Source organism: Pseudarthrobacter sp. TE3704, from assembly GCF_056279405.1.
In genome coordinates, this window is record NZ_JBWCCJ010000005.1 from 1 (window position 1) to 23727 (window position 23727).

The 23727-nt window shown below is 61.8% G+C and carries 20 protein-coding genes; 11 read left to right on the plus strand and 9 right to left on the minus strand.

All coding sequences use genetic code 11. From position 1 onward, the window contains the following. The first annotated feature begins 93 nt into the window (after window positions 1–93). The 5 genes from ACZ9BC_RS14285 to ACZ9BC_RS14305 all read left to right on the plus strand — a co-directional run bounded on the left by ACZ9BC_RS14285 (window position 94) and on the right by ACZ9BC_RS14305 (window position 5105). On the plus strand, window positions 94–1545 hold the full coding sequence (locus tag ACZ9BC_RS14285) for an aldehyde dehydrogenase family protein (protein WP_476246505.1): 1452 nt from the start codon (window positions 94–96) through the stop codon (window positions 1543–1545). A gap of 31 nt (window positions 1546–1576) precedes the next feature. After that, window positions 1577–2368, plus strand: coding sequence for an HpcH/HpaI aldolase family protein (locus tag ACZ9BC_RS14290; RefSeq protein WP_476246506.1), 792 nt, complete (start codon window positions 1577–1579; stop codon window positions 2366–2368). 22 nt (window positions 2369–2390) lie between these two features. Then, window positions 2391–3377: a ketopantoate reductase family protein gene (locus ACZ9BC_RS14295; RefSeq protein ID WP_476246507.1), complete on the plus strand. Its 987-nt coding sequence runs from the start codon at window positions 2391–2393 to the stop codon at window positions 3375–3377. Between the two features lie 129 nt (window positions 3378–3506). Further along, on the plus strand, window positions 3507–3773 hold the full coding sequence (locus tag ACZ9BC_RS14300) for a hypothetical protein (RefSeq protein WP_476246508.1): 267 nt from the start codon (window positions 3507–3509) through the stop codon (window positions 3771–3773). Between the two features lie 396 nt (window positions 3774–4169). After that, window positions 4170–5105 carry an aldo/keto reductase gene (locus tag ACZ9BC_RS14305; RefSeq protein ID WP_476246809.1) on the plus strand — a complete coding sequence of 312 codons (936 nt, stop codon included), beginning with the start codon at window positions 4170–4172 and terminating at the stop codon, window positions 5103–5105. Between the two features lie 14 nt (window positions 5106–5119). Here ACZ9BC_RS14305 and ACZ9BC_RS14310 read toward each other — a convergent pair whose 3' ends face one another. From ACZ9BC_RS14310 to ACZ9BC_RS14320, 3 genes are all read right to left on the minus strand, one after another. Then, window positions 5120–5929: a hypothetical protein gene (locus ACZ9BC_RS14310; RefSeq protein ID WP_476246509.1), complete on the minus strand. Its 810-nt coding sequence runs from the start codon at window positions 5927–5929 to the stop codon at window positions 5120–5122. Between the two features lie 353 nt (window positions 5930–6282). After that, window positions 6283–7419, minus strand: coding sequence for an alpha/beta hydrolase (locus ACZ9BC_RS14315; RefSeq protein ID WP_476246510.1), 1137 nt, complete (start codon window positions 7417–7419; stop codon window positions 6283–6285). Window positions 7420–7558: 139 nt separating this feature from the next. Further along, window positions 7559–7831, minus strand: coding sequence for an MmyB family transcriptional regulator (locus ACZ9BC_RS14320; protein ID WP_476246810.1), 273 nt, complete (start codon window positions 7829–7831; stop codon window positions 7559–7561). Window positions 7832–8419: 588 nt separating this feature from the next. On the opposite strand from ACZ9BC_RS14320, the gene ACZ9BC_RS14325 reads away from it, so the two are divergent. Beyond that, window positions 8420–9253, plus strand: coding sequence for a VldE C-terminal domain-containing protein (locus tag ACZ9BC_RS14325; protein ID WP_476246511.1), 834 nt, complete (start codon window positions 8420–8422; stop codon window positions 9251–9253). Window positions 9254–9516: 263 nt separating this feature from the next. Here the strand turns inward: ACZ9BC_RS14325 and ACZ9BC_RS14330 are convergent, their stop codons facing one another. After that, on the minus strand, window positions 9517–10560 hold the full coding sequence (locus tag ACZ9BC_RS14330; RefSeq protein WP_476246512.1) for a zinc-dependent alcohol dehydrogenase family protein: 1044 nt from the start codon (window positions 10558–10560) through the stop codon (window positions 9517–9519). A gap of 1114 nt (window positions 10561–11674) precedes the next feature. Between ACZ9BC_RS14330 and ACZ9BC_RS14335 the strand changes: the two genes are divergently transcribed. After that, window positions 11675–11899 carry a hypothetical protein gene (locus ACZ9BC_RS14335; protein WP_476246513.1) on the plus strand — a complete coding sequence of 75 codons (225 nt, stop codon included), beginning with the start codon at window positions 11675–11677 and terminating at the stop codon, window positions 11897–11899. A gap of 227 nt (window positions 11900–12126) precedes the next feature. Here ACZ9BC_RS14335 and ACZ9BC_RS14340 read toward each other — a convergent pair whose 3' ends face one another. Next, entirely contained in the window at window positions 12127–12927 is an 801-nt protein-coding gene (locus ACZ9BC_RS14340; RefSeq protein ID WP_476246514.1) for an IclR family transcriptional regulator, read from the minus strand. A gap of 451 nt (window positions 12928–13378) precedes the next feature. On the opposite strand from ACZ9BC_RS14340, the gene ACZ9BC_RS14345 reads away from it, so the two are divergent. The 3 genes from ACZ9BC_RS14345 (at window position 13379) to ACZ9BC_RS14355 (ending at window position 17487) form a co-directional block, all read left to right on the plus strand. After that, window positions 13379–14770 carry an MFS transporter gene (locus ACZ9BC_RS14345; protein WP_476246515.1) on the plus strand — a complete coding sequence of 464 codons (1392 nt, stop codon included), beginning with the start codon at window positions 13379–13381 and terminating at the stop codon, window positions 14768–14770. A gap of 95 nt (window positions 14771–14865) precedes the next feature. Beyond that, window positions 14866–16338, plus strand: coding sequence for an aldehyde dehydrogenase (locus ACZ9BC_RS14350; protein ID WP_476246516.1), 1473 nt, complete (start codon window positions 14866–14868; stop codon window positions 16336–16338). Window positions 16339–16473: 135 nt separating this feature from the next. Continuing rightward, window positions 16474–17487, plus strand: coding sequence for an alcohol dehydrogenase catalytic domain-containing protein (locus tag ACZ9BC_RS14355; protein WP_476246517.1), 1014 nt, complete (start codon window positions 16474–16476; stop codon window positions 17485–17487). Window positions 17488–18102: 615 nt separating this feature from the next. Here the strand turns inward: ACZ9BC_RS14355 and ACZ9BC_RS14360 are convergent. Further along, on the minus strand, window positions 18103–19527 hold the full coding sequence (locus ACZ9BC_RS14360) for an MFS transporter (protein ID WP_476246518.1): 1425 nt from the start codon (window positions 19525–19527) through the stop codon (window positions 18103–18105). Between the two features lie 70 nt (window positions 19528–19597). Here ACZ9BC_RS14360 and ACZ9BC_RS14365 point away from each other — a divergent pair, with 70 nt between their 5' ends. Then, window positions 19598–20023, plus strand: coding sequence for a transposase (locus ACZ9BC_RS14365; protein ID WP_476246519.1), 426 nt, complete (start codon window positions 19598–19600; stop codon window positions 20021–20023). A gap of 244 nt (window positions 20024–20267) precedes the next feature. Here the strand turns inward: ACZ9BC_RS14365 and ACZ9BC_RS14370 are convergent, their stop codons facing one another. The 3 genes from ACZ9BC_RS14370 to ACZ9BC_RS14380 form a co-directional block, all read right to left on the minus strand. Continuing rightward, a complete protein-coding gene (locus ACZ9BC_RS14370) occupies window positions 20268–21008 on the minus strand; it encodes an SDR family NAD(P)-dependent oxidoreductase (RefSeq protein ID WP_476246520.1) in 741 nt (246 codons plus the stop codon). Window positions 21009–21201: 193 nt separating this feature from the next. Next, window positions 21202–22722: an aldehyde dehydrogenase family protein gene (locus tag ACZ9BC_RS14375; protein WP_476246521.1), complete on the minus strand. Its 1521-nt coding sequence runs from the start codon at window positions 22720–22722 to the stop codon at window positions 21202–21204. A gap of 120 nt (window positions 22723–22842) precedes the next feature. Continuing rightward, window positions 22843–23676 carry an ABC transporter ATP-binding protein gene (locus ACZ9BC_RS14380; protein WP_476246522.1) on the minus strand — a complete coding sequence of 278 codons (834 nt, stop codon included), beginning with the start codon at window positions 23674–23676 and terminating at the stop codon, window positions 22843–22845. Between the last annotated feature and the right edge of the window lie 51 nt (window positions 23677–23727).

Below are 23727 nucleotides of genomic sequence, written 5' to 3' on the forward strand. Positions count from 1 at the left end.
CATTCATCACCGGCCAAACCATCGCCTGCGACGGCGGCTACACCCACAGCAGCTAACCCCACCCCACACGCCACTCACAGGAGAACCCCAATCATGAAGCAGTACCCGCACCTTTACATCGACGGTCAATGGACCGAACCGATCAACCCTCGCGAAGTGGAGCTCATCGATCCCACCCGCGAGGAGGCCTTCGCCCGGGTCACGCTGGGGACCGCAGCGGACGTAGATCGCGCCGTTGCTGCGGCTCAACGCGCATTCGAAAGCTTCTCCACCACCTCTGCGGAGGAACGAATCGCGCTGATCGACCGCATCATCGGGGTCTACGAGTCGTACACGGACGAGTTCTCCGAGTTGATTGCGCGCGAAGTTGGCATTCCCGTCAGCAGCCGCGCCCAGGTCACCGGTCCGGCCGATCACATGCGGGTGGCCCGCGACATCCTGCGGGAGTACCCGTTCGAGGCACGCATAGGCGGCGCCATCGTCCGTCGGGAGGCGATTGGGGTCTGCGCCCTGATTTCACCGTGGAACTGGCCGATTCAGACCGGTGTCATCAAGATGATCTACGGGCTGGCTGCCGGCTGCACGATCGTCGCGAAACCCAGCATTAACTCCGCTGCCAGCGGCACGCTGCTTGCCCGGGTGCTGCACGAAGCGGGTGTGCCTGCAGGTGTGTTCAACCTGGTAAACGGGACCGGTCGCGACGTTGGTGATGCACTGTCCCGCCATCCCGGTGTGGACATGATCTCCTTCACCGGCTCTACCGGCGCCGGGCAGCAGGTAGGAGCGGCAGCCGCAGAAACCGTAAAGCGCGTCTCCCTCGAACTGGGGGGAAAGTCTGCCAACATCGTGTTGCCCGATGCTGACCTGGAAAAAGCCGCCCGCTGGAACATCCAGCGCAGCTTCTTCAATGCCGGCCAGTCCTGCCATGCCCCCACCCGCATGCTGGTGCACGAAAGCCAGGTGGAGCAGGTGGTACCTTTCCTTGTCGATGAGGCAGAGCGCTTCCGCCTGGGCGACCCGCTGGAGGGCTCGACGACAATGGGCCCGGTCGTTAGCGCCGCGCAGTACAAATCGATCAGGGATCTCATCAAGACCGGTCTTGACGAGGGCGCTACCCTCGTCACCGGCGGCCTTGAACGGCCTGACGGCCTGGACCAGGGCTACTTCGTGCAGCCGACGGTGTTCACCGGAGTTACCCCGGACATGACGATCGCCCGGGAGGAAATCTTCGGACCCGTCCTGGCCGTGATCCCGTACCGTGACGAGGACGAGGCCCTGAGGATCGCCAACGACTCACCCTACGGTCTCGGGGGCTACGTCTTTGGCGGGAACCGGGCAAATGCCCGCCGCGTAGTTAACGGCCTGCGAGCCGGACGAGTCAGCTACAACGGCGCGGCCACGGATTCCTACACGCCCATGGGCGGATACAAGCAGTCAGGCATCGGCCGCTCCATGGGCAGGTTCGGCCTCGAAGAATACCTCGAAATCAAATCCCTGTACGGGTTCGAAGACGAGGCCCAAACACTGCCGGCTCTTTTCGGCTAAAACATCCACGTCGATCAGGAGACCACAGAAGATGAACAATGAAGCCACCCCCCTGCTGCGCAACCATGCCAAAGAAAAGCTGTCCCGGGGCGAGACCGTATATTCGATGACCGTCCGGCTGGTGCGGACCGTCGACATCGCATCGATCGCCTACACCGCTGGTTTCGACTCCATTTACATTGATATGGAGCACAGCAGCTTCTCCCTGGAAGCCGCAGGGCAAATCTGCATGGCCTGCAACCACCTCGGCGTCACCCCCCTGGTCCGCGTCCCCGGCCTGGACCCAGCACTCATCGCCAGAGTCATGGACTCAGGCGCCATGGGAATCATCGTCCCCGGCGTGGAATCGGCCGCCCAGGCTCGCGCCCTCGTCCGCGCGGTGAAGCACGCGCCTCTCGGGGAACGCTCCCTCGCCGGCGCCGCGCCGCAGCTGAACTACCGGACGTACCCGCCCGCCGACGTCGTCCGGGTGCTTGACGAGTCCTCGATGGTCGTCGCAATGGTCGAGTCCCAGACGGGACTCGACGCCGTCGAAGAAATCGCCGCCGTGGACGGGATCGACATGGTCCTCGTGGGAGCGAATGACCTCAGCGTCGGGCTTGGGATCGCCGGACAGATGGACCACCCCAAGGTGCACGATGCCTACCTGCGAGTCATTAAGGCCTGCCAGGCGAATGGAGTTTCGGTGGGAATCGGTGGCCTTGGTGGTTGGCCGGATCTGATCCGCCAATACCTCGAACTCGGCGCCGGCTACGTTTCCGCCGGCAACGACATCACCTTCCTCAGCGCTGCAGCAACACAAAAACGTCAGCAGTTCGCGTAGTCGACTCCAGGAAACAGAGAACATGAAAATCTGCATATATGGTGCCGGAGCCGTTGGCGGGCATATCGCCGGGCGGCTGGCCGGAAGTGACGCCGAAGTCTCGCTGATCGCCCGCGGTGAACAGCTTGCCGCCATCCAACAGAACGGTTTGCGCGTAGAAACCCGCGACGGGACACTCCTCTCCCGCCCGGTCGCCACCGACCAGCCAGCCGACCTTGGCCCGCAGGACATCGTCATCGTCACGGTCAAGGCCCCGGCCCTGCCAGCCATCGCCGAGCACGTCGCTGCCCTGCTCCACCGCGACAGCCTGGTGCTGTTTGTCATGAACGGCATTCCTTGGTGGTACTTCCACTCTCACGGCGGAACCTTGGACGGCACCCGTTTGCGACGGCTGGATCCCACCGGGGCACTCTGGGACCACATCGGCCCGGAACGCGCTGCGGGCGCCGTGGCCTACACTGCCTGCAGTGTAATCGCACCGGGAGTGATTCGGGCCGAGAACGCAGTCAACCGGCTGATCATCGGACGCCCCGACGGTAAGCCTGACGCAAGGCTCGACACACTGGCGTCGCTCCTGAACCCCAGCGGCCTGGAGGTAACCATCACGCCGAAAATCCGCGACGCGGTCTGGGCAAAGCTGGTGATGAACCTGATCGGGGGTTCACTCGGCGTCCTTACCGCTTCGGCCATGAAGGACGTCCTTGACAAGCCCGCCGTTGCCGGCACCGCCAAGGCGATGGCCGACGAGGGTGTCGCGATTGCCCGCGCCCTCGGATGCGACCCGGGCGATCCTGATAAAGGATTGAGTAGGTTGGCTACATCCAGCCATCTTCAAAGCATCGCGCAGGACCTGTTGGCTGGCCGACCCATGGAAATCGACGGATTGTTCCGTGTCCCACTCGATCTGGCCGAACTAGTGCAGGTCCCTACCCCCGACCTCGATCTGGTGATCGAGCTGGCCACCCAGCGAGCACGTGCCGCGGGGCTGTATCACGACACCACCAAATGAAGCCGCTCGTCCTAGCTAAGGATTCCCGCCTTGACGTGCCCTAAGAACAGGCTATGAAACATCCAGAGGGCGGCAGGGCGGTTGTGACGCAGGCTATTGAACCAATCATTATCGATTCAAGGGGAAGTCATGAATACTGCGCATAAGCAAGACAACGAAGACGCCCTCATCGTTGTGGGAACGGAGAACGAGTTGACCAGCCCGGGGTGGATGCCGGTGCCAAGCGAACTCGTTGAAGTGCGACGACTGGGCCATAAAGTACGACGAGGGGTCATCGAGACGGTGATGAAGGACAAGTCAGGCTTCTGGTTGGCAGCCGACGGGGTAGAACCCCGCTTATTTGTTCTGCTGCAGGACCAGAAACAAACCATTCGGCGCATCACGCATTCTGGCTGACATCACCTCAATGTAGGAACCGCCAACCGGTCCAAGGCGTAGGCCTTCGGATAATTGGCCCACACACCGGTTGTTCCTCCGGCCTCGCGGCCCATATTTTCACTCAATCTTGCCGGATCCGATTGTGCTCGCAACCGGTCGGATCCGGCAATCCAAAGAGAACCGAAAGCGACCAACCGTGCCTATTGATCAAAAAGACGTAAATACCATTGAGCCACGGCTCAAGACTATTAGCTCGTTGGGACCAGTCTGCGTAGGAGACACCAACCGGAGTGATTGTCCCTTCTGCACGAGCCCTGAAACCGACTAATAGCCAAAACTTCCAGGGCTTCGCAGTTCACGGTTTCTGACTGAATGAACCAGCAAATGCACAAGACGTACTTCGTGGAGGAGATTATGCGCACCGTTCCTTTTGGGCCGGCAGGCAGCCATGTGCCCAACATCGTGGCGGGCATGATGAGGATCAAGGACAGCTCCGACGAGGATATCCGTAAGCTGTACACCACAGCCCGTGATACGGGTATCGACTTCTTCGACCACGCCGACCTATACGGCGGACAACCCCACACCTGTGAGCGGCGATTCGCCTCCGCCCTTAAACTGAGCACGACCGAGCGCGAGCAGATCACCCTGCAAACCAAGACCGGCATCGTCGCGGAGGAGTGGCATTATGACTCCTCCTATGAACACATTGTGACCTCCGCCGAAGAGTCGCTGCAAGCCCTCGCGACTGACTATATTGATGTGTTGCTGCTGCACCGACCCGACGCGCTCGTCGAGCCCGACGAGGTCGCCCGCGCGTTCGACTACCTGGAATCAAGCGGGAAGGTCCGCGCGTTCGGGGTCTCGAACCACACACCGCGCCAGATCGACCTGCTCAAGACCGCGGTGACGCAGCCGATCGTCGCGAACCAGCTACAGCTGTCGCTTACCCACTCCACGATCATCGCGCAGGGCCTGTCAGCGAACATGACCGGTGAGGACGACTCCATCAGCCGTGACGGAGGGGGTGTCGTGGACTACGCCCGCATCAACAAAATCACCCTGCAGGCATGGTCACCTTTTCAAAAGGGATTCCAGGACGGCGTATTCTTCGGCTCGGAGGACCATCCGAAGCTGAACGCCGAACTCGACCGGCTCGCCACCAAGTACGGGGTTACGCCGACCGCTATTGCCACAGCCTGGATCACCCGCCACCCGGCCGGTTTCCAGGTAGTCCTAGGGACCACCACCCCCCAGCGGATCAGGGACGCGGCAGCCGGCTCTGACATCCCACTGACTCGGGGCGAGTGGTACGGACTGATCCAGGCCGCCGGACACAACGTGCCCTGACGCGCGGGCGGACATCACCTGGCCGGACCACCGGCCAGGGGGTTCCACCCACGAGTGTGGACAGGGCACGCGCCGGAGGCGTGGGCAGTACGCTGCCTCCCGCCGCCCCGGATCACCCGGACAGCCCAACGCAACCGGCGCCGGAAAATGATCAGGCCCAGCACGGCAATTCCCGCAGTTTCGAACCATTTAGGGGCCGGCCAATTGTCCGGTGCGGGCGGGTATCCGCCGAGCGACAGGCCGGCGTCGCGCTCAAAGTGGTTGCGCGACCCGGGAAAGAGCGCATCGTCGACAAAGTAGGCAGCGGGGAAGGCTGATGGGCCGGCCAGTAAGTTGGCAACAGCCCACTGGTCCACATGCCGCGACTCGTGAAGCCCGAGCTCCTCCTCTTCAGCCCTGGCTTGTGAGATGTTCGGGCCATACCTGACGTACAACCGCTCACCCTCTGTCCCGTAGCCGTTGATACTCAAGGGGCCGGCCCGCGTTTCTCCCGGGGGCATCCACGCGACGAACACATCTCCGAGGACGCTTCCGCCCCCACTGGTCCGGGGTGGCGGCCAGAACATGACAAGCAGCGGCGGTCCGGAGCACGACTCCATCCCCATCACCCGTCCGGCCAGAACCCCGACTCCGCTGATGGGTGCCACCAAAAAATTTCGGGTAACGCTCCATGGGACAGGCGGCGAGATCTCTAGGTAGGGCTCGGGTTGCACTTGCCCGTCCGGGGTGATGTGACTATGGCAAACGATCTGCGGCGAGACGGAGTCGAAGGTCCGGGCGGCAGCTCCTGCGAGAAGCAGCGCCGCGGCCACGAAGACCGTCACGTTGCGCACCCTCATGTGAGACGCGCACGTTGGGCACGTCGCCGCCCGCCGTAACCGATGCACCCGGAACCGTGGCATGGACCAAACCAGGCCAGCAAGCCCGAAACATATACCGCAAGCCACAGCGCGCAGAAGCGACCGAGCGCTCCTGATCGAACGGCCCGCTGGTCGCAGCATAGGGGGTCACCTCATGTGTTGCGGCGCTGCTGGTAGCACCCAAACGCTAAACCTTCGTCCATGCTTGCCCCATAACATCATGAATGCAACCCCGGTCCCTTCCCCCTTACCAATCTTGAGATCGGCGAACGGACAGGGGCCCGCGCGTGTTGGGGTTGCGCGGGCCCCGGGGTTTCCTAGAGCTGGGTGCGGAAGAAGTCCGTGAGCTTGTCAAAGGGGATGAGTCCGGTGCGGTCGTAGAGGTCCACGTGGCCGGCACCGGGAACCCAGAAGAGTTCCTTCGGGCCGGTGGCGAGCCGGTAGGCCTCTTCGCTGAACTCCCTGGAGTGGGCCTGGTCACCGGCGATGAACAGCAGCGGCCGCGGCGCCACCAGCTCCAGGTCGTTGAACGGGTGGAAGTTCATGAACTTGGTGTTCGTGGCCAGGGCCGGGTGCGTGGTGGTGTTCGGGTGGTAGCCGCGGGCGGTCCGGTAGAAGTCGTAGAACTCCCGGTCCACCGCCGTTGATTCAGCAGTCAGTACTTCCGGTGTTCCTCCGGTGTACGCGACCGCCCCACCCGCGAACTCGACGTCACGCTGGGCAGCGGCCTGGGCGATCGTAGCCTTGCGCTGTTCCAGGGTCACGGATTTGTTGAGCCCGTCGCGGTTGGCCGCGCCCATGTCGTACATGCTCACCGTGGCGATGGCCTTGATCCTGGGATCGATCTTGGCCGCACTGATCACGAAGCTGCCGCTGCCGCAGATCCCGATGGCCCCGACGCGTTCCTTGTCAACGAAGGCCTGGGACCGCAAGTAGTCGACGGCGGCGCTGAAGTCTTCAGCGTAGACGTCGGGCAGTACGGAGTTTCCGGGCTTTCCTGCGCTCTCGCCCCAGAAGGAGAGGTCGAAGGAGAGCGTGACGTAACCCTGTTCGGCCATCTTGGTGGCGTAGAGGTTGGCGCTCTGTTCCTTCACGGCACCCATGGGGTGGCCCACTACGAGTGCCGGGTGGGTGGTCCCCCGGTTCAGGTTGTTGGGAACAAACAGGTTCCCGACGACCTTCATCTCGTACTTGTTCTTGAACGAGATCTTCTTCACCGTGACCTGGTCGCTGGTGTAGAAGTTATCCGCCCCGTTCGAGGTGTCGCCGGTTTCCAAGTCTTTGCGTGAAGCAGCCGGGGCGGCGAAAGCCGGCCCGGCTCCTGCCAGCCCTGCAGCGGTGGAGAGCCCGATGGCCGCCCCGCCTGCACCTATCAACTGGATGATGTTCCGGCGCGGCACCCCCTCTGCCCGGAGTCCCTTCGTTGTGTTGTGATTTGCGTTGTCCGTGCTCATCGTATTCATCCTCGTGATCGTCAGTTGCGTATCTTGATGGACATCGTCGTCCCTTCCACCACACCACAGCCGGAACAGTCAGCGGGAGTCCCTGCTAAGACGGGTTCTGCCAGAACCCCTCAACACAACACCTTCGCTGTCAGGCAACCCAGAGCGAATGGACACCTAAAAGCGTCAGCGAATTGCATGACCAATGGTCACTGTTTTGCATAATTGGCTGGACGCTTATCAGCCGATCGACCTCTGCCGCAGGCCTGCCACGCCCATCGGTGTTGCTTTGACCGGCTTCGCGGCGGAGGATAGCGACATTTATATTCGCAGCACGTTCCCAGTCGGGATAAAAGTTGTGGGCACGGGGACCGAGAAAGATGAAGCGCGAATGGTTGGCGCGTCGGGCGGCGCCGCGGTACATGTCGGAATACAAGGCAAAGCAATGTATTAGCGGCCACGATGTCCATCCGATTGTTCCCGATGATGGCGGGGGCGGCGTAATCGAATCTAGGAGGTGCTGTATGACAGGTTTCACGCCTGATGCGTGAGTGCCCTTGGCGCGTTTTCGATCGGATCTGTTCGCTGCTCTGGCAAGGGTATAGAGGTATTAGTGCGCGGCCTCGTCGAGTTCCAAGGCCCCGGCGATCGCGTCTAGGACACTGCATGAAACACCAGCCAAGTTTCCGCGCTCGAGACGGATGTAATATTCCACGCTGACTCCCTCGAGACGAACCACTTCTTCCCGCCGCAGCCCCTGGACGCGGCGCCTCCCGCCGTACGGTTCGATGCCCGCCAGCACCGGAGTAAGGCGTCCACGGCAGGTAGAGAGGAACTGCCGTATTTCGGCCAGGTTATCCATAGCAGTTACGACGAGTCCGCAATGCCTAGGGAGGTCCTGTCCTAACCCGTTTCAGCAGGGCCCGCCATGGTTTCCTGGCAGATGGTTGGATGGAGACAACGTCTTTAGTCAACAGCCAGATGGAGCAGGAGGCATCCGCGCAACGAACGGGTGGAGTTCGTCTACAAGAGCCTGGACTTCACAAGAGAGGACTCCCCCATCGTCAACCACGTCATGGCCAACGACAAGACGCACGGCGTCCGGCGCCGCTCGCTTCGGCTGCTCCTGAGCCTTTTCCTGCTCGGAATCCTCGCGCCAGTGCTGCTGGTCCTCGGGCCTGGCCTACTTAGCGGCTCGCACGCCGAGACTGCCCCGGTGCTGCTGCGGCCTCCGGAATGCACAGTCGACACCTCGGAGGGAGAGGTAGGACTCGACCGTGCGGAAGCGCAGCTGGCAACAACCGCCGTCGCGCTCCAGGCCCGCGGGATGGAGGGCCCGGACACATCCAACATTGACGAGGCGGTGTTACAGCGGCTTGCCGAGGGGCCGTCCGAAGACTCTGGTCCTTCCCTGACCTGCCAGGGCTCGGCCGCACATGATCTTCAGGAACAGCAGCTGAGTGTCACCGGCCTTACACCTCGCGCCGAACAGTTGCGGGAGGCTATGGACGAGGTGTTCGGCGACCAAAGCCTGGGCGGCTTTGCCCCGGGTGGCGTTGGTCAGGGGCATGGAGCGGACTCGACGCACTATGACGGCCGGGCAATTGACATCTTCTTCCGCCCTGTCACCGAGGAAAACCGGCGTCAGGGATGGATACTGGCCCACTGGCTCGTGGCTCACGCCGAGGAGCTGGACATCCAGTACGTCATCTTTGACGACCGCTTCTGGAGCGTGCACAGCACTCGAGGACAGTGGCATCACTACGACGCACCAGAGCCGGGCAACGACATCCTGCGTCACCTCGACCACGTGCACGTGGACGTGCTTGGCGGGGGTACCGGCTAAGGGGCGATTCCAGGTGTAGCCGGCACAAACGCCAGGCCCCCAAGCAGCGGTCCGCACCACGGGGCGGTCCGCTGACGAACAAGGGGCCAGGATCACACCAATGGCAGACAAACGCAGCCAACCCGGTCGTTAGGGCATCGAGACGGACACTTTCTACCAGTACCGCAATACCCCGCGGGAAGGCTCGTCCCCCCTTGCGGAGTCACGACCACACGTATCTTCTCTTGGCCCCAAAGGTCCTGAAATGCTTTCCTCCGGCAGGCTCAAGGTTTGATGAGGACTTTGAGGCTGCTGCGCTCATCCATGTCCTTGTATCCCTGAGGAATGCCGTCCATGTTGGTGGTGGCGTCAAAAACTCTGCCCGGTTCTATCGTGCCGTTGAGAATTTCGGGCAGCAGCTCTTCAATGTAGGCGCGCACCGGTGCGGGCCCTCCGGTAAGTTTGATGTTGTGGCGGAACAGGCTGCCGAACCCAATGGGGCCGTCCTCGTACTGCGGGACGCCAACCCGGCTGATGATGCCGCCGGGTCGAACGACGCCCACCGCCTGGTCATAGGCTGGCATGTGGCCGACGGCCTCCAGGACCACGTGGGTGCCGTGGCCGCCGGTCAGGTCAAGGACCTGGGCGATGCCGTCATCGCCGCGGGCGGAGACGATGTCGGTGGCGCCGAACTCGAGGCCGAGGTCGGTGCGGGCTTTGTGCCTGCCCATAAGAATGATCTGCTCGGCTCCGAGCCGTTTAGCCGCCAGGACGGCCATCAGCCCGACGGCCCCATCCCCGATGACGGTGACGTTGGTGCGCTTGTTGACGCCGCCTGCGTGGGCAGCGTGATGGCCGGTACCAAGGACGTCGGCGAGGGTCAGCAGGGACGGGATCAGGGATGAGTCGAGGGCGACTGGCAGCTTGACAAGGGTTCCGTCCGCCAGCGGTACACGCGCCGCCTCGGCCTGGCCACCTTCGTCCAGGATAGTGTCCCAAAAGCCCGCCTCATCGTGCGAACAGGATGTGTGCATCTTTTCGCGGCAGTACTCGCAGGTGTTGTCGGAAATAGCGAACGGAGAGACCACCAGGTCACCTTTTTTGAGGGTGGCCACCGCCGAGCCGATGTCCTCGATGACGCCGATGAACTCGTGGCCCATCCGTGCGGGTCCATTTTCGGGAGACATGGAGTGGTACGGGTGCAGATCGCTGCCGCAAATACATGATGCGGTCACGCGGACGAGCGCATCAGTCGGATGTTTGATGACTGAGTCCGGGACGTCTTCCACCCGGACGTCACCAGGGCCGTACATGAGGGTTGCACGCATTAAGTTGGTTCCTTTTTTGCTTGAGGTTTGATTAATTAGGGAAGTGCAGCGCCCCAGCTGGACCATTCGCTTCTTTACCGGATGGTGTGCCTGTCATCTACAACAAGAGTGGAACGCCGTAAATCCTGGCGCATCATCTGCTGTTCTCCTCCTTGAGAGGCGGGTGTTGGGTCAGCACTGATAGGGGCCGGCGCAGAGGCCGGGATCACAGGGCTTCCGCCGAAGATATCCCAAATAGCGAGATATTGTCTATAGCGCCGCTTACTTTTCATTCTGCAAGCCGCCCCAACGAAGGAAGACTATGACTGGAACGTCCCACCTCATGGAGGTCAACGGGCGAAGCCAACCAAAATCCCTGAAGACCTGAACGACGCCGTAAAGCAGCCCGCTATTCAAGCGTTGAAAACTGGCGGTTAGGGGATCGTCGTGATGCACCATTAGTTGGCTCGCCATATCGGCATCACGCTGGCCTGTAGCCAGCAGCTTCTCAAGGTGGCCCTGCCAGGGACTCCTCATGGCAGGGTCTCCCTCCTTCCCGGAAGGCGGGGTTAGCTGGATGCGGATTACACTCTCGGAAGGACCGACTCGAAATGCGTATCTACATTGCGGGTACGGTCTCGGAAGTCCGCTGGGGCGACCCGCATTCCTATTTCACGGTGACCCTCGAGAGAGACCTTCCGGCTGACACCCCTGAACTGCCTCTGCCCGAGCATCTTCAAGCTCCGGAGGATAGCAAGCGGTCGGGTACATTGGCCGGAGCCACAGCGACGAGTTTCGTCCGGTCGTTTTCTGGTATGAGGACGGTCGTCCGGTCAACCAACTGCCCGCGACGCCGCTGCCCGCCCCGAATCCCGACAGCGCCGAGAATGCCCCGTCAGCCGCACGGGACCCCACCGCCGGGAACTCGAACGACACGGATTCCGCGGACCCGTCACCAACCGTTGCGTGGGCCGCGCTCGGCGGCACGCTCGTGGCGATTGTCGCCGGTGGAGCCTTCTACCTGCGCGCACGCTCGCGCCGGCCGTGAGGGGGCTCGTCATGGACGGCGTCTTCTCCTGGCTGGAGGACGGTTGGTTCGGCGAAGCCGTCCGTGGCACGGCCTACATGTATCCCGATGCTTGAGAGCGTCCAGATCATTGGTATCGCCCTCCTCATCGGACCCGCAGCAGCTTTTGATCTTCGGCTACTTGGGCTGGGCCGGCAGGCAGTTCGGGTGACGACCGCGGCCAAGCATCTCCTTCCCTTGTCACAGCTTGGATTCATCATTAAGACGGCCACCGGGGTGGCGATGTTCCTCTCCAGCGCGACCCTCATCGCTGACCGTGGCAGCGCTCCTTAAAACCTGAGTCTGATCGTGCTGGCAGGCGTGAACATCCTGATCTTTCAACCGGGGGACGTACCGTGGCGTGGCCCACTGGGACGTGGGCCGGTCGACGCCCGTTGCCGCCCACGCCACGGCCATCGTCTCGCTCGCCTTATGGTCGGGCGTCACGGTCGCGGGGAGGATCATGGCTTACACCTGAGGCCCTGGGCGGCCCAGGGCCTGGCGGCCACGTTCAGTAGCTCTTAGGCGACCTGGGTGGGGACGTAGGATCCGAGCATGTCTGCCAAAGGTATGCGTCCGAGCTCGTCCGCGATTTTCTCCATGACAGGGAGCACGCCTTGGGCTGCCCCTTCGGTGAAGCGGAAGCTGGGTCCGGACACTGTGAGTACGCCGACGATATCACTGCTGCCGGCCGCTCGAATGGGATAGGCAAGGGCGGCGATGCCCTCCTCGAAGATGTTGGGCAGGTACAGATAGCCAACCTTCCGTGCCCTGTGCAGTATCTCCATGACCTCTTCGAGGCTGCGGGGCGCGGCAGAGCCGTACTCGTCCGGCAGCGCGAAACCCTCTGCCTGTAAACGCATCGCAGCCTCGTCGTCGGGGAGGCCGCTTAGCAGGAGTAAGCCGCTTGCGGTGGAGGCAAGGGGAATTTTGCCGCCGTGCACGTGAAGGGGATCGTACTTCAGACCGGACTGCCTGCCTTGGGCTTTGCTGACGCGTACAAGGTGGTTTCCGTCCACGAGGTTCAGCCGAGCGAGTTCGCCGCTGGCCGTGGCGAGGTCTTCCAGCAGGGGGCCCGCCAGGTCCACCAGCGGAATTAGTTCGAGGTACTGCAGGGCGTGAGACGTAAGTTTCAGCGTCAGGTGATAACGTCCGAACTCGTCGACGCGCACGTATCCCAGACGTACCAGCTCACCGATGAGCCGATGCGTGGGCCCTTTGGATGCCCCCAGGCCCTCGGCGATGTCAGTGAAGGTGAGCCCGCGTGGCGCCTGGCTCATCATCTCGATTGCCTGAAGTCCACGCTCCAGTTCCGCGCTCATGCCTTCTCCCTACTTCGTTCGCCAATTTCCTTCCGGACCCGGCGTCCTTCACAGCTGGCGGGAAGACGGCTTCCGGACCTGCCAGCCTCCGAGTCGCCAACGCTGGATACTCTCAGCCTAGACGACTGGAACCTCGTTCCACCATTCAGTTAGATCCATTGACTAAATCCTACATATCAGGATACTGTCATTTCTGGAACTGAGTTACACAAGCTGACGCTCACAAAAGCTATTTGGCGCCGACGTCACTCACAAATGACTTTGGACAAAGTACCTCAAAGGCTCGGACCGGCACGGCCGCCCGCAAACGGGAGTCGCAAGCAGCCGGCACGAGCCTTATCAAGATCATCAAGGGCACTTGAATAATCGTGGGCGCTTGATTGCCCCCAACGAACCAGAGAAGTTCCCTACTTCAGCAGAATCATGCAGGCACTCAACGAGGAGACTTACCATGAAAAAACCTAAGACCCAAGTTCGCCCACATCAGCGACTTTTGGGCGGTGCCATCGGCAGCGTCGTCGAGATCTTCGACTTCTCGGTGTACGCACTAACGGCCCCGGCGCTCGCGATTCATTTCTTTCCCAAGGGCGATCCGGCCGCGGCGCTGCTCGCCACGTTTGCGGTCTTCGCTGCAGCGTTCTTTGCCCGGCCGCTGGGGGGTGTGCTTTTCGGCATCCTCGGTGACCGCCTTGGCCGAATGCGGATTCTGTCTTTGACGGTCCTGATGATGGGCGGGGCGACACTGCTGACCGGGTTGCTCCCCTCGTACGCGGCGATTGGCATCGCTGCACCGATCCTGCTCGTGGCCTGCCGCCTCGTACAGGGGCTGTCATTGGGCGGTGAGTCCTCCGGCGGCTACACCTACGTCATCGAATCCGCCCCCGACAACAAGCGTGGGAAGTGGATCGGCATCGTTATCTTTGCGCTCTACGTCCCGACGGCGTTCCTGTCGCTGATGATCGTCGGCATCAGCGGGGTCATGGGAGACTCGGCCTATATGGACTGGGGATGGCGTGTGCCATTCGTTATCGGTGGAATAATCGCGGCCGTCGGTTTCTGGTTGAGGTTGCGCCTCGATGACCCCGAGGAGTTCGAAGCCGCGGCGGCAGTTGAGAAGATCACGGTCAAGGAAACGATGCGCGGCCTCGCCCAGTCGTGGAAGTCCATTGGACGCATTCTTCTGCTCCAGGCTCCGCAAACAGCAGCGGCCTACCTGGTTATCGGGTACATGTTCACGTTCGTCGTGACACACGGCCACCTTTCCCAGTTTCAGGCGCAGCTGACCACCGGAGCTTCAGTCCTGCTCCTGGCCTGCCTCGGGCCGGTCTTCGGCAGCATCAGCGACCGCGTCGGACGCAAACCCGTGCTCGCCGCGGGATTCATCTGGCTGGTGCTGATGGCTTATCCGGCCTTTGCTCTGGCTTCGAACGGCACCGTGATCGGTGCCCTCCTTGGACAGTGCCTCCTGGCGATCGGGGTTTCTCTCATCAATTCGGCGTTCTTCGTTATCGCGGTCGAGGTCTTCCCGACGCGCGTGCGGTACGCCGGGCACGGGCTGGCCTTTAACCTCGCCGCTGCCATCTTCGGAGGAACGACCCCGCTCGTCGCCACGGCCCTTGTGACCCAATTCGGTACCCCCGTCGCCCCTGCGTTCTATGCAATCGGGCTCGCCCTGACGCTTGGCTTGGCAGGTTTCCTTCTCACGCCGGAAACACGTCATGTGAGCCTGCGCCACTCTTTGCTCGGCGACCCCAAGAACAGTGCGAGCGACTCATCCGCGGAGGCTAATGCATCCGCTGGGGCCTCCAGCGCGTCGAACTCGCCCGACATCACAAGACAGTAGGCACTCAGGCAGCAGAGCCGCACTCCTGGCCACGCCCAGATGCCGATTCCACCCAGAGACCACGACAACACCGCACTTCCCGGAAAGGCTTTCCCATGGCTACTAACGTGATGACAAACCACGAATCGGTATTTATCGGCGGTGACTGGGTACTACCAGCAACACCGGACCGTATCGAGGTGGTGTCGCCGTGGAGCGAGGACGTTATCGCTACGGTGCCATCGGGCTCCCGCGAGGACGTCGACCGAGCGGTGGCCGCAGCCCGCCAAGCCCTTGAGGCCGGACCGTGGCCCTCCATGTCTCTCCCAGAGCGGGTGGCGATCCTGGAACGGTTGCGCGAGCTCCTCGTTGAGCGCAGCGAGGAGCTCGCGCAACTTATCACCGCTGAAATGGGCTGCCCCATCACACAATCCCGCAACAGCCAGGTGGTCAATCCCATTGGCATCTTGGACGCGTACCTGCAGACCGCGGAGACGTACCCCTTCCGCACTGTGCGCCGCTCGGCGAACGGCCAGGCCCTTGTCACCCGTGCGCCGGTCGGTGTCGTAGCCGCCGTCGTGCCCTGGAATGTACCCGCCTCGCTGACGGCACAAAAGATCGTTCCGGCTCTGCTGGCCGGCTGCACTGTGGTGCTCAAACCAGCACCCGAGACTCCGCTGGACGCCTACTTCGTGGCCCGACTGCTCTCGGAAGCCGGGCTGCCACCAGGGGTGGTGAACGTTGTCCCGGCCGACCGCGAAGTCAGCGAGTACCTCGTCTCGCACCCCGGCGTGAACAAGGTGACGTTCACCGGTTCAAGCGCCGCCGGCCGGCGGATAGCGGAGATCTCCGCCCAGGACCTGCGACGGGTGACGCTGGAGCTCGGAGGCAAGTCGGCCGCCGTTATCCTTAGTGACGCCGATTTGGACCTCGCCGTGTCCGCGCTCCGGGTAGGGTCCTTCCGGAACAACGGTCAAGTCTGCAGCCTCAAAACCCGGCTCCTGGTGCCCTCCACAATGGAGGGCGAGTTCCTCGACCGCCTCAATGCAATGATCGACACCATGCCGATCGGTGACCCGCGGGACGAGACCACACAGATCGGCCCCCTCGTGAGCGCCCGCCAGCGGGAACGGGTTGAAGACTATATCGCCGCCGGCACCGCGGAGGGCGCCCGGCTCGTACGAGGCGGAAGGCGCCCGCCCGGGTTCGAGAAAGGGTGGTTCGTCGAACCAACGGTCTTCACCGGCGTCGACCCCAACGCCACCATTGCCCAAGAGGAGATCTTTGGACCCGTGGTATCGGTCATCCCTTACCAGACGGAGGACGAAGCAATCGCCATCGCCAACAACTCCAACTACGGCCTCAACGGTTCAGTCTTTACATCGGACATCGAGCGCGGATTGCGTGTAGCTGGCCGGATGCAGACGGGGACGGTGGAGCTGAATGGAAATCCGGCAGGGTTCAGGGCCCCTATGGGCGGAGTTAAGCTCAGCGGACTCGGTCGCGAGTTCGGACCCGAAGGCATCGACGCCTACGTCGAACTGAAATCGATCGGCATCCCCAAGGAACTCGCCGATTCTCTGCAGTGATAATTCACCCCCTTGGGGCTGCCACCCACACCGATGCCGGGAGAGCTTGCGAGCTGGAACGTCATTCCTTGCACTAACCCGGGCCCGCCAGCGTCGTGAGCCTCTGCCCATCAATTTCTAGATTAGGAGATTTCCATGCAAGGCGTTCTTTTCAAAGGCGACCGAGAGCTCGAGCTGCGGGAGTTTCCCGACCCGACCCCGGGCCCGGAAGAGGTGGTCGTCGAAGTCCGCGCCTCCGGTATGTGCGGTTCCGATCTGCACGAGTACCGAAAGCCACGGGGCATGGCCCCGAAGGCCATTGCCGGCCATGAACCCGCCGGCGTAGTGGTAGCCGTCGGCGATCTGGTGCCGGCCTCCTGGATCGGGCGCCCGGTGATGATCCACCATTACATCGGTTGCGGACGATGCGATCAGTGCCGGACGGGATGGACCCACATGTGCCGCGAGGAGCACCGCGCACTCGGATACGCCGTGAACGGAGGGCACGCCAACTACATCAAGGTGCCGTTCTCGATCGTGATGCCGCTGCCGAACGGACTGTCATTCGAGTCCGCCGCCGCCATCAGCTGCGGGACTGGAACCGCGTGGGGGGCACTCGAAATGATCAACCTGCGCGCCGACGACACCATCGCCATCTTCGGGCAGGGGCCGGTGGGTCTCTCCGCTACCCAGTTGGCCACCGCGCTCGGAGCCAAAGTCATCGCCCTCGATATTGAACCGCACCGGCTGGAACGCTCGCGCGATTTCGGCGCAGCCGAAGTCATCAATCCGCTCGAGGTTGGCTCCGTCCGCGAGGCAGTACTCGACCTCACCGGCGGCCGCGGCGTGACGAAGAGCCTTGAGACATCAGGTGCGCCCATCGCTACCAACCAGGCACTTCAGGTGCTCGGCCTTTGGAGTACCGTGTGCTGGGTCGGGCGTGGAGCCCCGCTGCAGGTCGACCTGACAGAACTGCTTTCAAAGCAAGTAACGGCCAAGACTTCCTGGACGCTCTCCACGGAACAGATGGGCCGGCTGGCAGACTTTGTCCTTGATCGCGGCGTCGACGTCGACGCACTCTTCACCGATCGATGGAAACTCAGCGATGCAGTCAAGGCTTATGCATGGTTCGACCGCCAGAGCAGCGGCAAGGGCGTCATCGTCCCCTGAGCGTCGCTACGATGCGCAGGCAACTGGCAATAAAGATGGCTGGATTACCCAATGGGCCTGCAGTCCGATTGGCAGACACGCTGCTGACCGCCCCCTCAAGGTCCTCGAGTACGAGATCGACCACCCCTTCCTTCTGCTCACTGTGTTCCATCAAGTCTCCGTACTGCGCGTCGAGGAGTGCGCGCTCCCCTCAGCCCCCGGAACCGACAAAAGCGTGGACTGCGCCGCCGTCAGGAAGCCAGCTGGAAGGAATCAGGCTCCCCTCCCCACCACCGCCTTAAGGCCACGTTTTCCCGCCAGGCGAAGGAGGCCGAAAAGTGGGGCTGGGCAACATGTGCAGCAATGTCCGCAAAACCTTGGCCTAGATATAAGAGCACGGCGATCACTTGACCGGTGACGGGTTGAAACCCGGGTGACCCTTAGCGTAGCGGCACCAATTTTTACCGGTCAGGGAAGGGGCCGTGGGCAGTATCGGGTCCCTTGAGGTGAGGAAGCCCGCCGCGACGACGAGGTTCAGGCTGCAGTTTGCCATCAGGCTGGCGACAACGATGGTGACGGAACCGTGAAGGTTACTCAAAGCAGTTCTGCAACTAAGTACTGGCAGCCGCGCGGCGCCTAGACAACACGTGATTCAGCCCGCCGGTGGCACCGGCTCCCCTGGCTTTGTTGCTTCGGCGACACGTCAACCGACGCTGTGCGCTTGGCGGAGGAGGTCGCCTCTGCCGCGAGACCACGCGTTCTTTGAAAGAACCAGAAGATGAGCGCGAAACTGACCACGAGTGCCGAGCAACCCATAACCGCTGTCCACTGGCCGACCTGCCAAAGGAATGCGGTCAGGGTTGAACCGAGGGCACCTCCAATGAAGTTACTGACGATGTGGGCCGTGTTGAGGCGGCTTCGTGCAGCAGGGTCTATCGAGACCATCATCGTTTGAAGGAGCACCAGCACGGACTGAGTGCCGACGGACAGTAATGATATGGCTATGAGTATGGCGACGATGGATGAGCCACCGAAGCCGGCAAGAGCGACCGCTGCCAAGGTGACAACCAACCCAATGCCGATGGCAGGCACGGACCACCCGCGGTCATACACCCGTCCTGTGAAACGGGCGCCGATGACCCCCAAGACCCCCAGCAGGCTCACCAGGCCAATGTGTGATGCGGGAAGAGAGAACGGAGGCGCGGACAGCAACAGTGTCAGCCCAGTCCAGAATGCCGTGAATACGCACATCAACGACGCCCCAAAGAGAGGGATCACCCGAGCCCGGCGATGCCGAAGAGCAACTTGGAGGACTGAGTAGAGGAGCCGGCCGTAGGGTAGCCGCTCCCTAGGCTTGAGGACTGGAATTGCACGCCACATGATGACGGCAAGAACAACTATCGTCCCCGATGCCGCAACGTAAATCATGCGCCACCCGAAGGCATCCGCCACAATACCGCTCACCAATCGAGATAGCAGGATGCCAGATAAAAGCCCCGAAGCCACCGTCCCGAGTACGCGTGCGCGCTGTACATCGGTGGCAAGATCTCCGGCCAGCGGCAGCAACATCTGACCGGCAACATTGGTGAAGCCAACCAGGGCAAGAGTAGACAGAAGGAGGGCAAAATTCGGAGCCAGCACGCAGCCCGCCAATGACACGGAACAGCAGATCATGATTGCCGGGATGAGACGCCTCCTGTTCACGGTGTCGCCGAGCGGCACGACGAAGAACACGCCCAGCGCATAACCGACCTGGGCCAGGGTGACGAGCAGCCCTGCCGTGCCCGGCCCGATGCCCAACTCCGTCGCAATGTCGCCCAAAAGGGGCTGGGCCCAGTACAAGTTCCCTACGCCGACGCCGCCGACGAAGGCGAAGAGAAGGGTTAAGCCCCGGCTGATCCCCGGAGTTCTGGATGGCCTATCTTTGCGGATAACCAAGGTGGCCCCTTTCAACGAGAGAATTTGCGATCGGTATGTCGGAACAACTCCCTCGTTGCAAGGCTTGAAATCAATATTATCCCGGAGTATAGGATTTAAGCAGAATTGTGATGAGTCGAACACCCTCACTTGCCCTAAGGGCCCTCGGCCACCCTGCGCCCCCACCACCCCGAAGGCCCCGAAGTCGCACTGCTTGACAGCGCCCGCCCATTACCGCCATGGGCAGGCCGACAGTTTCCTCAAGAATGGCTTGATCGATCTCACTATGCTGGATACCGTCTACTTTGTTTACGGAGAATATGAGCATCTTCACCCTGAAGCGCCAGCCATCCACGGCCACCGCGCCCGGTGCACGGCCTCCCCGCAGGGACGCAATCTCTTTCTCAACAAACACGACGCGTTGCAGCGCGAGCACCGTCAACGCGCCGCGAATTCGGCGTCTCAGGACGACTACCGCACACACCGGACCATGGTCGAGCGATCCATCGCCTGGCTCACCCGTGGCAATCGCCGTTTTCCCCACCGGGGCATTAGCCCGAACAACGCCTGGCTGCAGTTACGGATCGCGGGACTGAACCTCAGATTCCGAGACAGCACCGGGAGCTGGGTACTGGCCTGAAAGACCGGCCATCCCGATAACCTGCATTCCGCCCCGGAGCCATCGCCCATCAGCGTTCTCGCCTGACTTCCGCGCCTCGGACGGAACCCGGCAGCCCTCACCAGGGCAGACACTCGCGCCCGATCCGGCCAAGGAACCGGACAGCGAAACCAAATACGCCCTAATTCAGCAGTCTCCAAGGAGGTTCCTATTGTATTGAAGGACTACATCGAACCGACGACGCGTTCCTGCTCGGCGATGATAATTAGTGGAAGGACCTTCCGCCATCCGTTGCCAGTGCAGTCCCGGTTACGTACGAGGATTCGGAACTGCTTAGGAAAAGGATAGCGCGGGCGATTTCAACCGGGTCGGCCAGGCGATTGAGCGCGTAGTTTCCAACATTGCCCCTGTGGCCGTCGGCCATGGCTGTGTCGACCATGCCAGGACAAACAGTGTTGGCCCGGATTGTCGGTGCCAGCTCGGCCGCCAACGCTTTCGTGAGAGCGATGACGCCTCCTTTGGACGCCGCGTAGGCTGTGTACCCAGGCGAGTTCGGCAGCAGCCCTGCCGCTGAGGCAATCGTAACAACTGTTGCCGACGTTTCCTGGAGGAGCCAGGGGATGCAGCTCCGGATCACGTTGTACGTGCCGGTGAGATTTACGTCGATCACCTTGCGCCAGTCTTGGGGTGAAACGTCGACAGCATGTCCACGGAACATAATGCCGGCCGCGTTCACGACGCCGTCGATCCCGCTCAGAGCGGCCGCAGCTTCCCCGATTGCAGTCGCGACTGCCTCATCGTCGGTGATGTCGACCGGAAAGGCAGAGCCACCAATTTCTTCGGCGGCGTTCAGGAGTTTTTCCTTGTCGCGATCGAAAAGCCCAACGGCTGCCCCTTCCCGCGCAAACAGCTGCGCGGTGCTACGTCCAATCCCAGATGCTGCGCCCGTGATAATGATCCGCCGCCCCTTCAGGCGCTCGATTGAAGGTTCTACAGTGTCATTCATCTCGTTATTCCCTTGTTCTAGTTTTCGGCGTCCATGGAGCCGGTAGGTCTAACTGCGGGCGTGTTCATTCATCACCCGGAAAGTCGTACAAGCCACACCGGGCACCGTGCTGATTCTCCAAGTGAGGGCCAATCATGGTCTGGAGCGCTTTTGGCTCGTCTCCGGGCACTTACCCCCGCTTCGCAGGCTGCGACTATTTGTTGGTGTAGGGGAGTTCGCGTTTGGTTGTGAGGTCCCAGACGATGGCTTTGCGGCGGGTGTACATGGCGATGGAGTCGAAGCCGTTTTCTTTGCCGAAGCCGCTTTGTTTCATGCCTCCGAAGGGGACGGTGGGGTGGAAGGAGCGGTAGGTGTTGACCCAGACGGTTCCGGCTTCGAGGCGTTTGGTGAGGTGTTGGATGGTGCGTGCGTCGTTGCCCCATACTTGGGCGCTGAGGCCGAATTCGGAGGAGTTGGCGCGGGTGATGACTTCGTCGACGTCGGAGTAGGACAACACGCTTGCCATCGGGCCGAAGGCTTCGTTGAGGGCGGCGGGGTTGTCGTCGGTGATTTCTGCCAGGACGGTGGGTTGGTAGAAGGCGCCGTTGGCGAGCTCGCCGTCCTCTGCCGGTTTGCCGCCGGCCAGGGCGACCGCGCCGGCGTCGATTGCCTGTTTGACCAGGGCATCAACCCTGGCGCGGTGTTGTTGGGTGATGAGGGTGCCCATTTGTGAGGATTCCTTGGTGGGCAGTCCGACGCGGACGGTTTTCGCTTTTTGCCCGAGCCGGTCGCTGACTTCGGCGTACATCGTGTCCGGGACGAAGATCCGTGATCCTGTCACGCAGCTTTGGCCGCTTTTGGCGAAGTTTGAGTGCAGCAGCGACGGGATGGCGATGTCCAGGTCGGCGTCCGGCAGCAGGATCGCCGGGCTCTTGCCACCGAGCTCGAGGAACGTCGGAACGATGTTGGTCGCAGACTGGTGGATGATGGCCCGTCCTGAGCCCGGCCCGCCGGTGAAGGCGATCATCCCGATGTCGGGGTGCTCGGTGAGCAGTGGCCCGACTTTCTCACCGCGGCCGGTGACGACGTTGACGACGCCGGCTGGGAGGCCGGCTTCCAGGGCGAGTTCGACCATCCGGTAGTTCAGCAGGGGTGCGACTTCGGGTGCCTTGATCACGATGCAGTTCCCTGCCACGAGCGCCGGTCCTGCTTTCAGGGCGACGAAGTTCGCGTTGCCGTTGTAGGGGCTGACGCCGGCGACGACGCCGAAGGGTTCGTCGAGCCCGTAGGAGAGCCTGTCCGGCAGCTGCGCGAAGGTGCGGCCTTCGAGCTTGTCGGCGATCCCGGCGTAGTAGCGCAGGACCCGGGCGCTGTTATCGATGTCAGCGAGGGCTTCGCGGCGCAGGTGGCCGACGTCGGCAACTTCGATGTCGGCCAGTTCCTCACGGTGCCGGACAATCAAATCCGCCCAGGCCGTAAGCATGCCCGCCCGCACCTCAGGCGCCGTCCCGCGCCACACCTTCTCATACACTGCCTTCGCCCCGGCGACCACAGCATCGATCTCCGCCGGGCCGGGTTCATGAAGCACACCAATAACCGTGCCGGTAGCAGGATTATGGATCTCCATCACGTGACCGCCAGTAGGGACCGTCACCCCCTCAGCGGAGATAACTCCAATACGAAAACCGCCTCCACCCATCGGCACCACAAACGCGTCGGACATTTTTGTCTTCATGTAAAGATCTCCTTGAACGGACGGAAGTCCCAGTTCCTCTGCTTGGCCCTGCCGAATGATCGATATTCCCTTTGCCTAGCGCAGATATGGCGCTGCACTCTGAATTCGGCTTCGGGCCTACTACTCGTCTCCTCGCTTCGGAATCTCGATGCCGTGAAGGACTCCCATTCGTTCGAAGTGGGTATAAATCCTATCGACGTACTTCCCGAAATCCGGGGACTCTACGAGGGCGAGAGGACGTGGACGAGGCAGATCGACGACTATCTCGTCCACTACCTCACCTGGACTTGGACTCATGACGAAAATCCGGTCCGAGAGACCCACAGCCTCTTCAACACTGTGGGTGATAAAGAGAACTGTTGGCCTGTTACGCAGCCAGAGCGCCTCGAGATCTGCCCGCACTTGGAGACGGGTAAGCGCATCAAGCGCCCCGAAAGGTTCGTCGAGCAGAAGTACCGAAGGCTCATGGACGATCGTTCGGATGAGAGACACTCTTTGCCGCATCCCACCAGACAACTGACGCGGGTATTTGTCTATGGCCTTCTCGAGGTGAAGTTGCTTGAACAACTCAGTAGCCCGGACCCGAAGCGCCTTCTTATCAAGCCCACGTATGTCAGCGTGGATCAGGACGTTTTCCATCGCAGTCCGGAAATCCAGGAGGAGGTGGTCTTGGAAGGCAATTCCAATATCAGTGAACGGCCTGTTCACCGAGGTTCCGCCTACGCGGATATCTCCCTCAGACCTGTCCAGGAGCCCGGCGACCATGAGCATGAGGGTGCTCTTTCCGCAGCCGGACGGGCCGACAATAGAAATAAACTCCCCGGGTTGTATGTCCATTGAAACAGGCCTGAGCGCTTCAAAGGATTTGCCCACTGGGCTGGTGAATGTCTTTGCCACGTCCGCGATCGAAATGGGTAGACCTGCCGCCTTTGTCTGCAGTGCTGTGTCGTTCACTGGTATGCCTTTCTCTTGATCCCCTAAGATGGGGACCTGGTTCCTCATCGA

Excerpts from the sequence above, each read along its gene's own strand:
- ACZ9BC_RS14285 (WP_476246505.1), top strand. The coding sequence starts at position 94 with ATGAAGCAGTACCCGCACCTTTACATCGACGGTCAATGGACCGAACCG.
- ACZ9BC_RS14290 (WP_476246506.1), top strand. The coding sequence starts at position 1,577 with ATGAACAATGAAGCCACCCCCCTGCTGCGCAACCATGCCAAAGAAAAG.
- ACZ9BC_RS14295 (WP_476246507.1), top strand. The coding sequence starts at position 2,391 with ATGAAAATCTGCATATATGGTGCCGGAGCCGTTGGCGGGCATATCGCC.
- ACZ9BC_RS14300 (WP_476246508.1), top strand. The coding sequence starts at position 3,507 with ATGAATACTGCGCATAAGCAAGACAACGAAGACGCCCTCATCGTTGTG.
- ACZ9BC_RS14305 (WP_476246809.1), top strand. The coding sequence starts at position 4,170 with ATGCGCACCGTTCCTTTTGGGCCGGCAGGCAGCCATGTGCCCAACATC.
- ACZ9BC_RS14315 (WP_476246510.1), bottom strand. The coding sequence starts at position 7,419 with ATGAGCACGGACAACGCAAATCACAACACAACGAAGGGACTCCGGGCA.
- ACZ9BC_RS14320 (WP_476246810.1), bottom strand. The coding sequence starts at position 7,831 with ATGTACCGCGGCGCCGCCCGACGCGCCAACCATTCGCGCTTCATCTTT.
- ACZ9BC_RS14330 (WP_476246512.1), bottom strand. The coding sequence starts at position 10,560 with ATGCGTGCAACCCTCATGTACGGCCCTGGTGACGTCCGGGTGGAAGAC.
- ACZ9BC_RS14335 (WP_476246513.1), top strand. The coding sequence starts at position 11,675 with ATGCTTGAGAGCGTCCAGATCATTGGTATCGCCCTCCTCATCGGACCC.
- ACZ9BC_RS14340 (WP_476246514.1), bottom strand. The coding sequence starts at position 12,927 with ATGAGCGCGGAACTGGAGCGTGGACTTCAGGCAATCGAGATGATGAGC.
- ACZ9BC_RS14345 (WP_476246515.1), top strand. The coding sequence starts at position 13,379 with ATGAAAAAACCTAAGACCCAAGTTCGCCCACATCAGCGACTTTTGGGC.
- ACZ9BC_RS14350 (WP_476246516.1), top strand. The coding sequence starts at position 14,866 with ATGGCTACTAACGTGATGACAAACCACGAATCGGTATTTATCGGCGGT.
- ACZ9BC_RS14355 (WP_476246517.1), top strand. The coding sequence starts at position 16,474 with ATGCAAGGCGTTCTTTTCAAAGGCGACCGAGAGCTCGAGCTGCGGGAG.
- ACZ9BC_RS14370 (WP_476246520.1), bottom strand. The coding sequence starts at position 21,008 with ATGAATGACACTGTAGAACCTTCAATCGAGCGCCTGAAGGGGCGGCGG.
- ACZ9BC_RS14375 (WP_476246521.1), bottom strand. The coding sequence starts at position 22,722 with ATGAAGACAAAAATGTCCGACGCGTTTGTGGTGCCGATGGGTGGAGGC.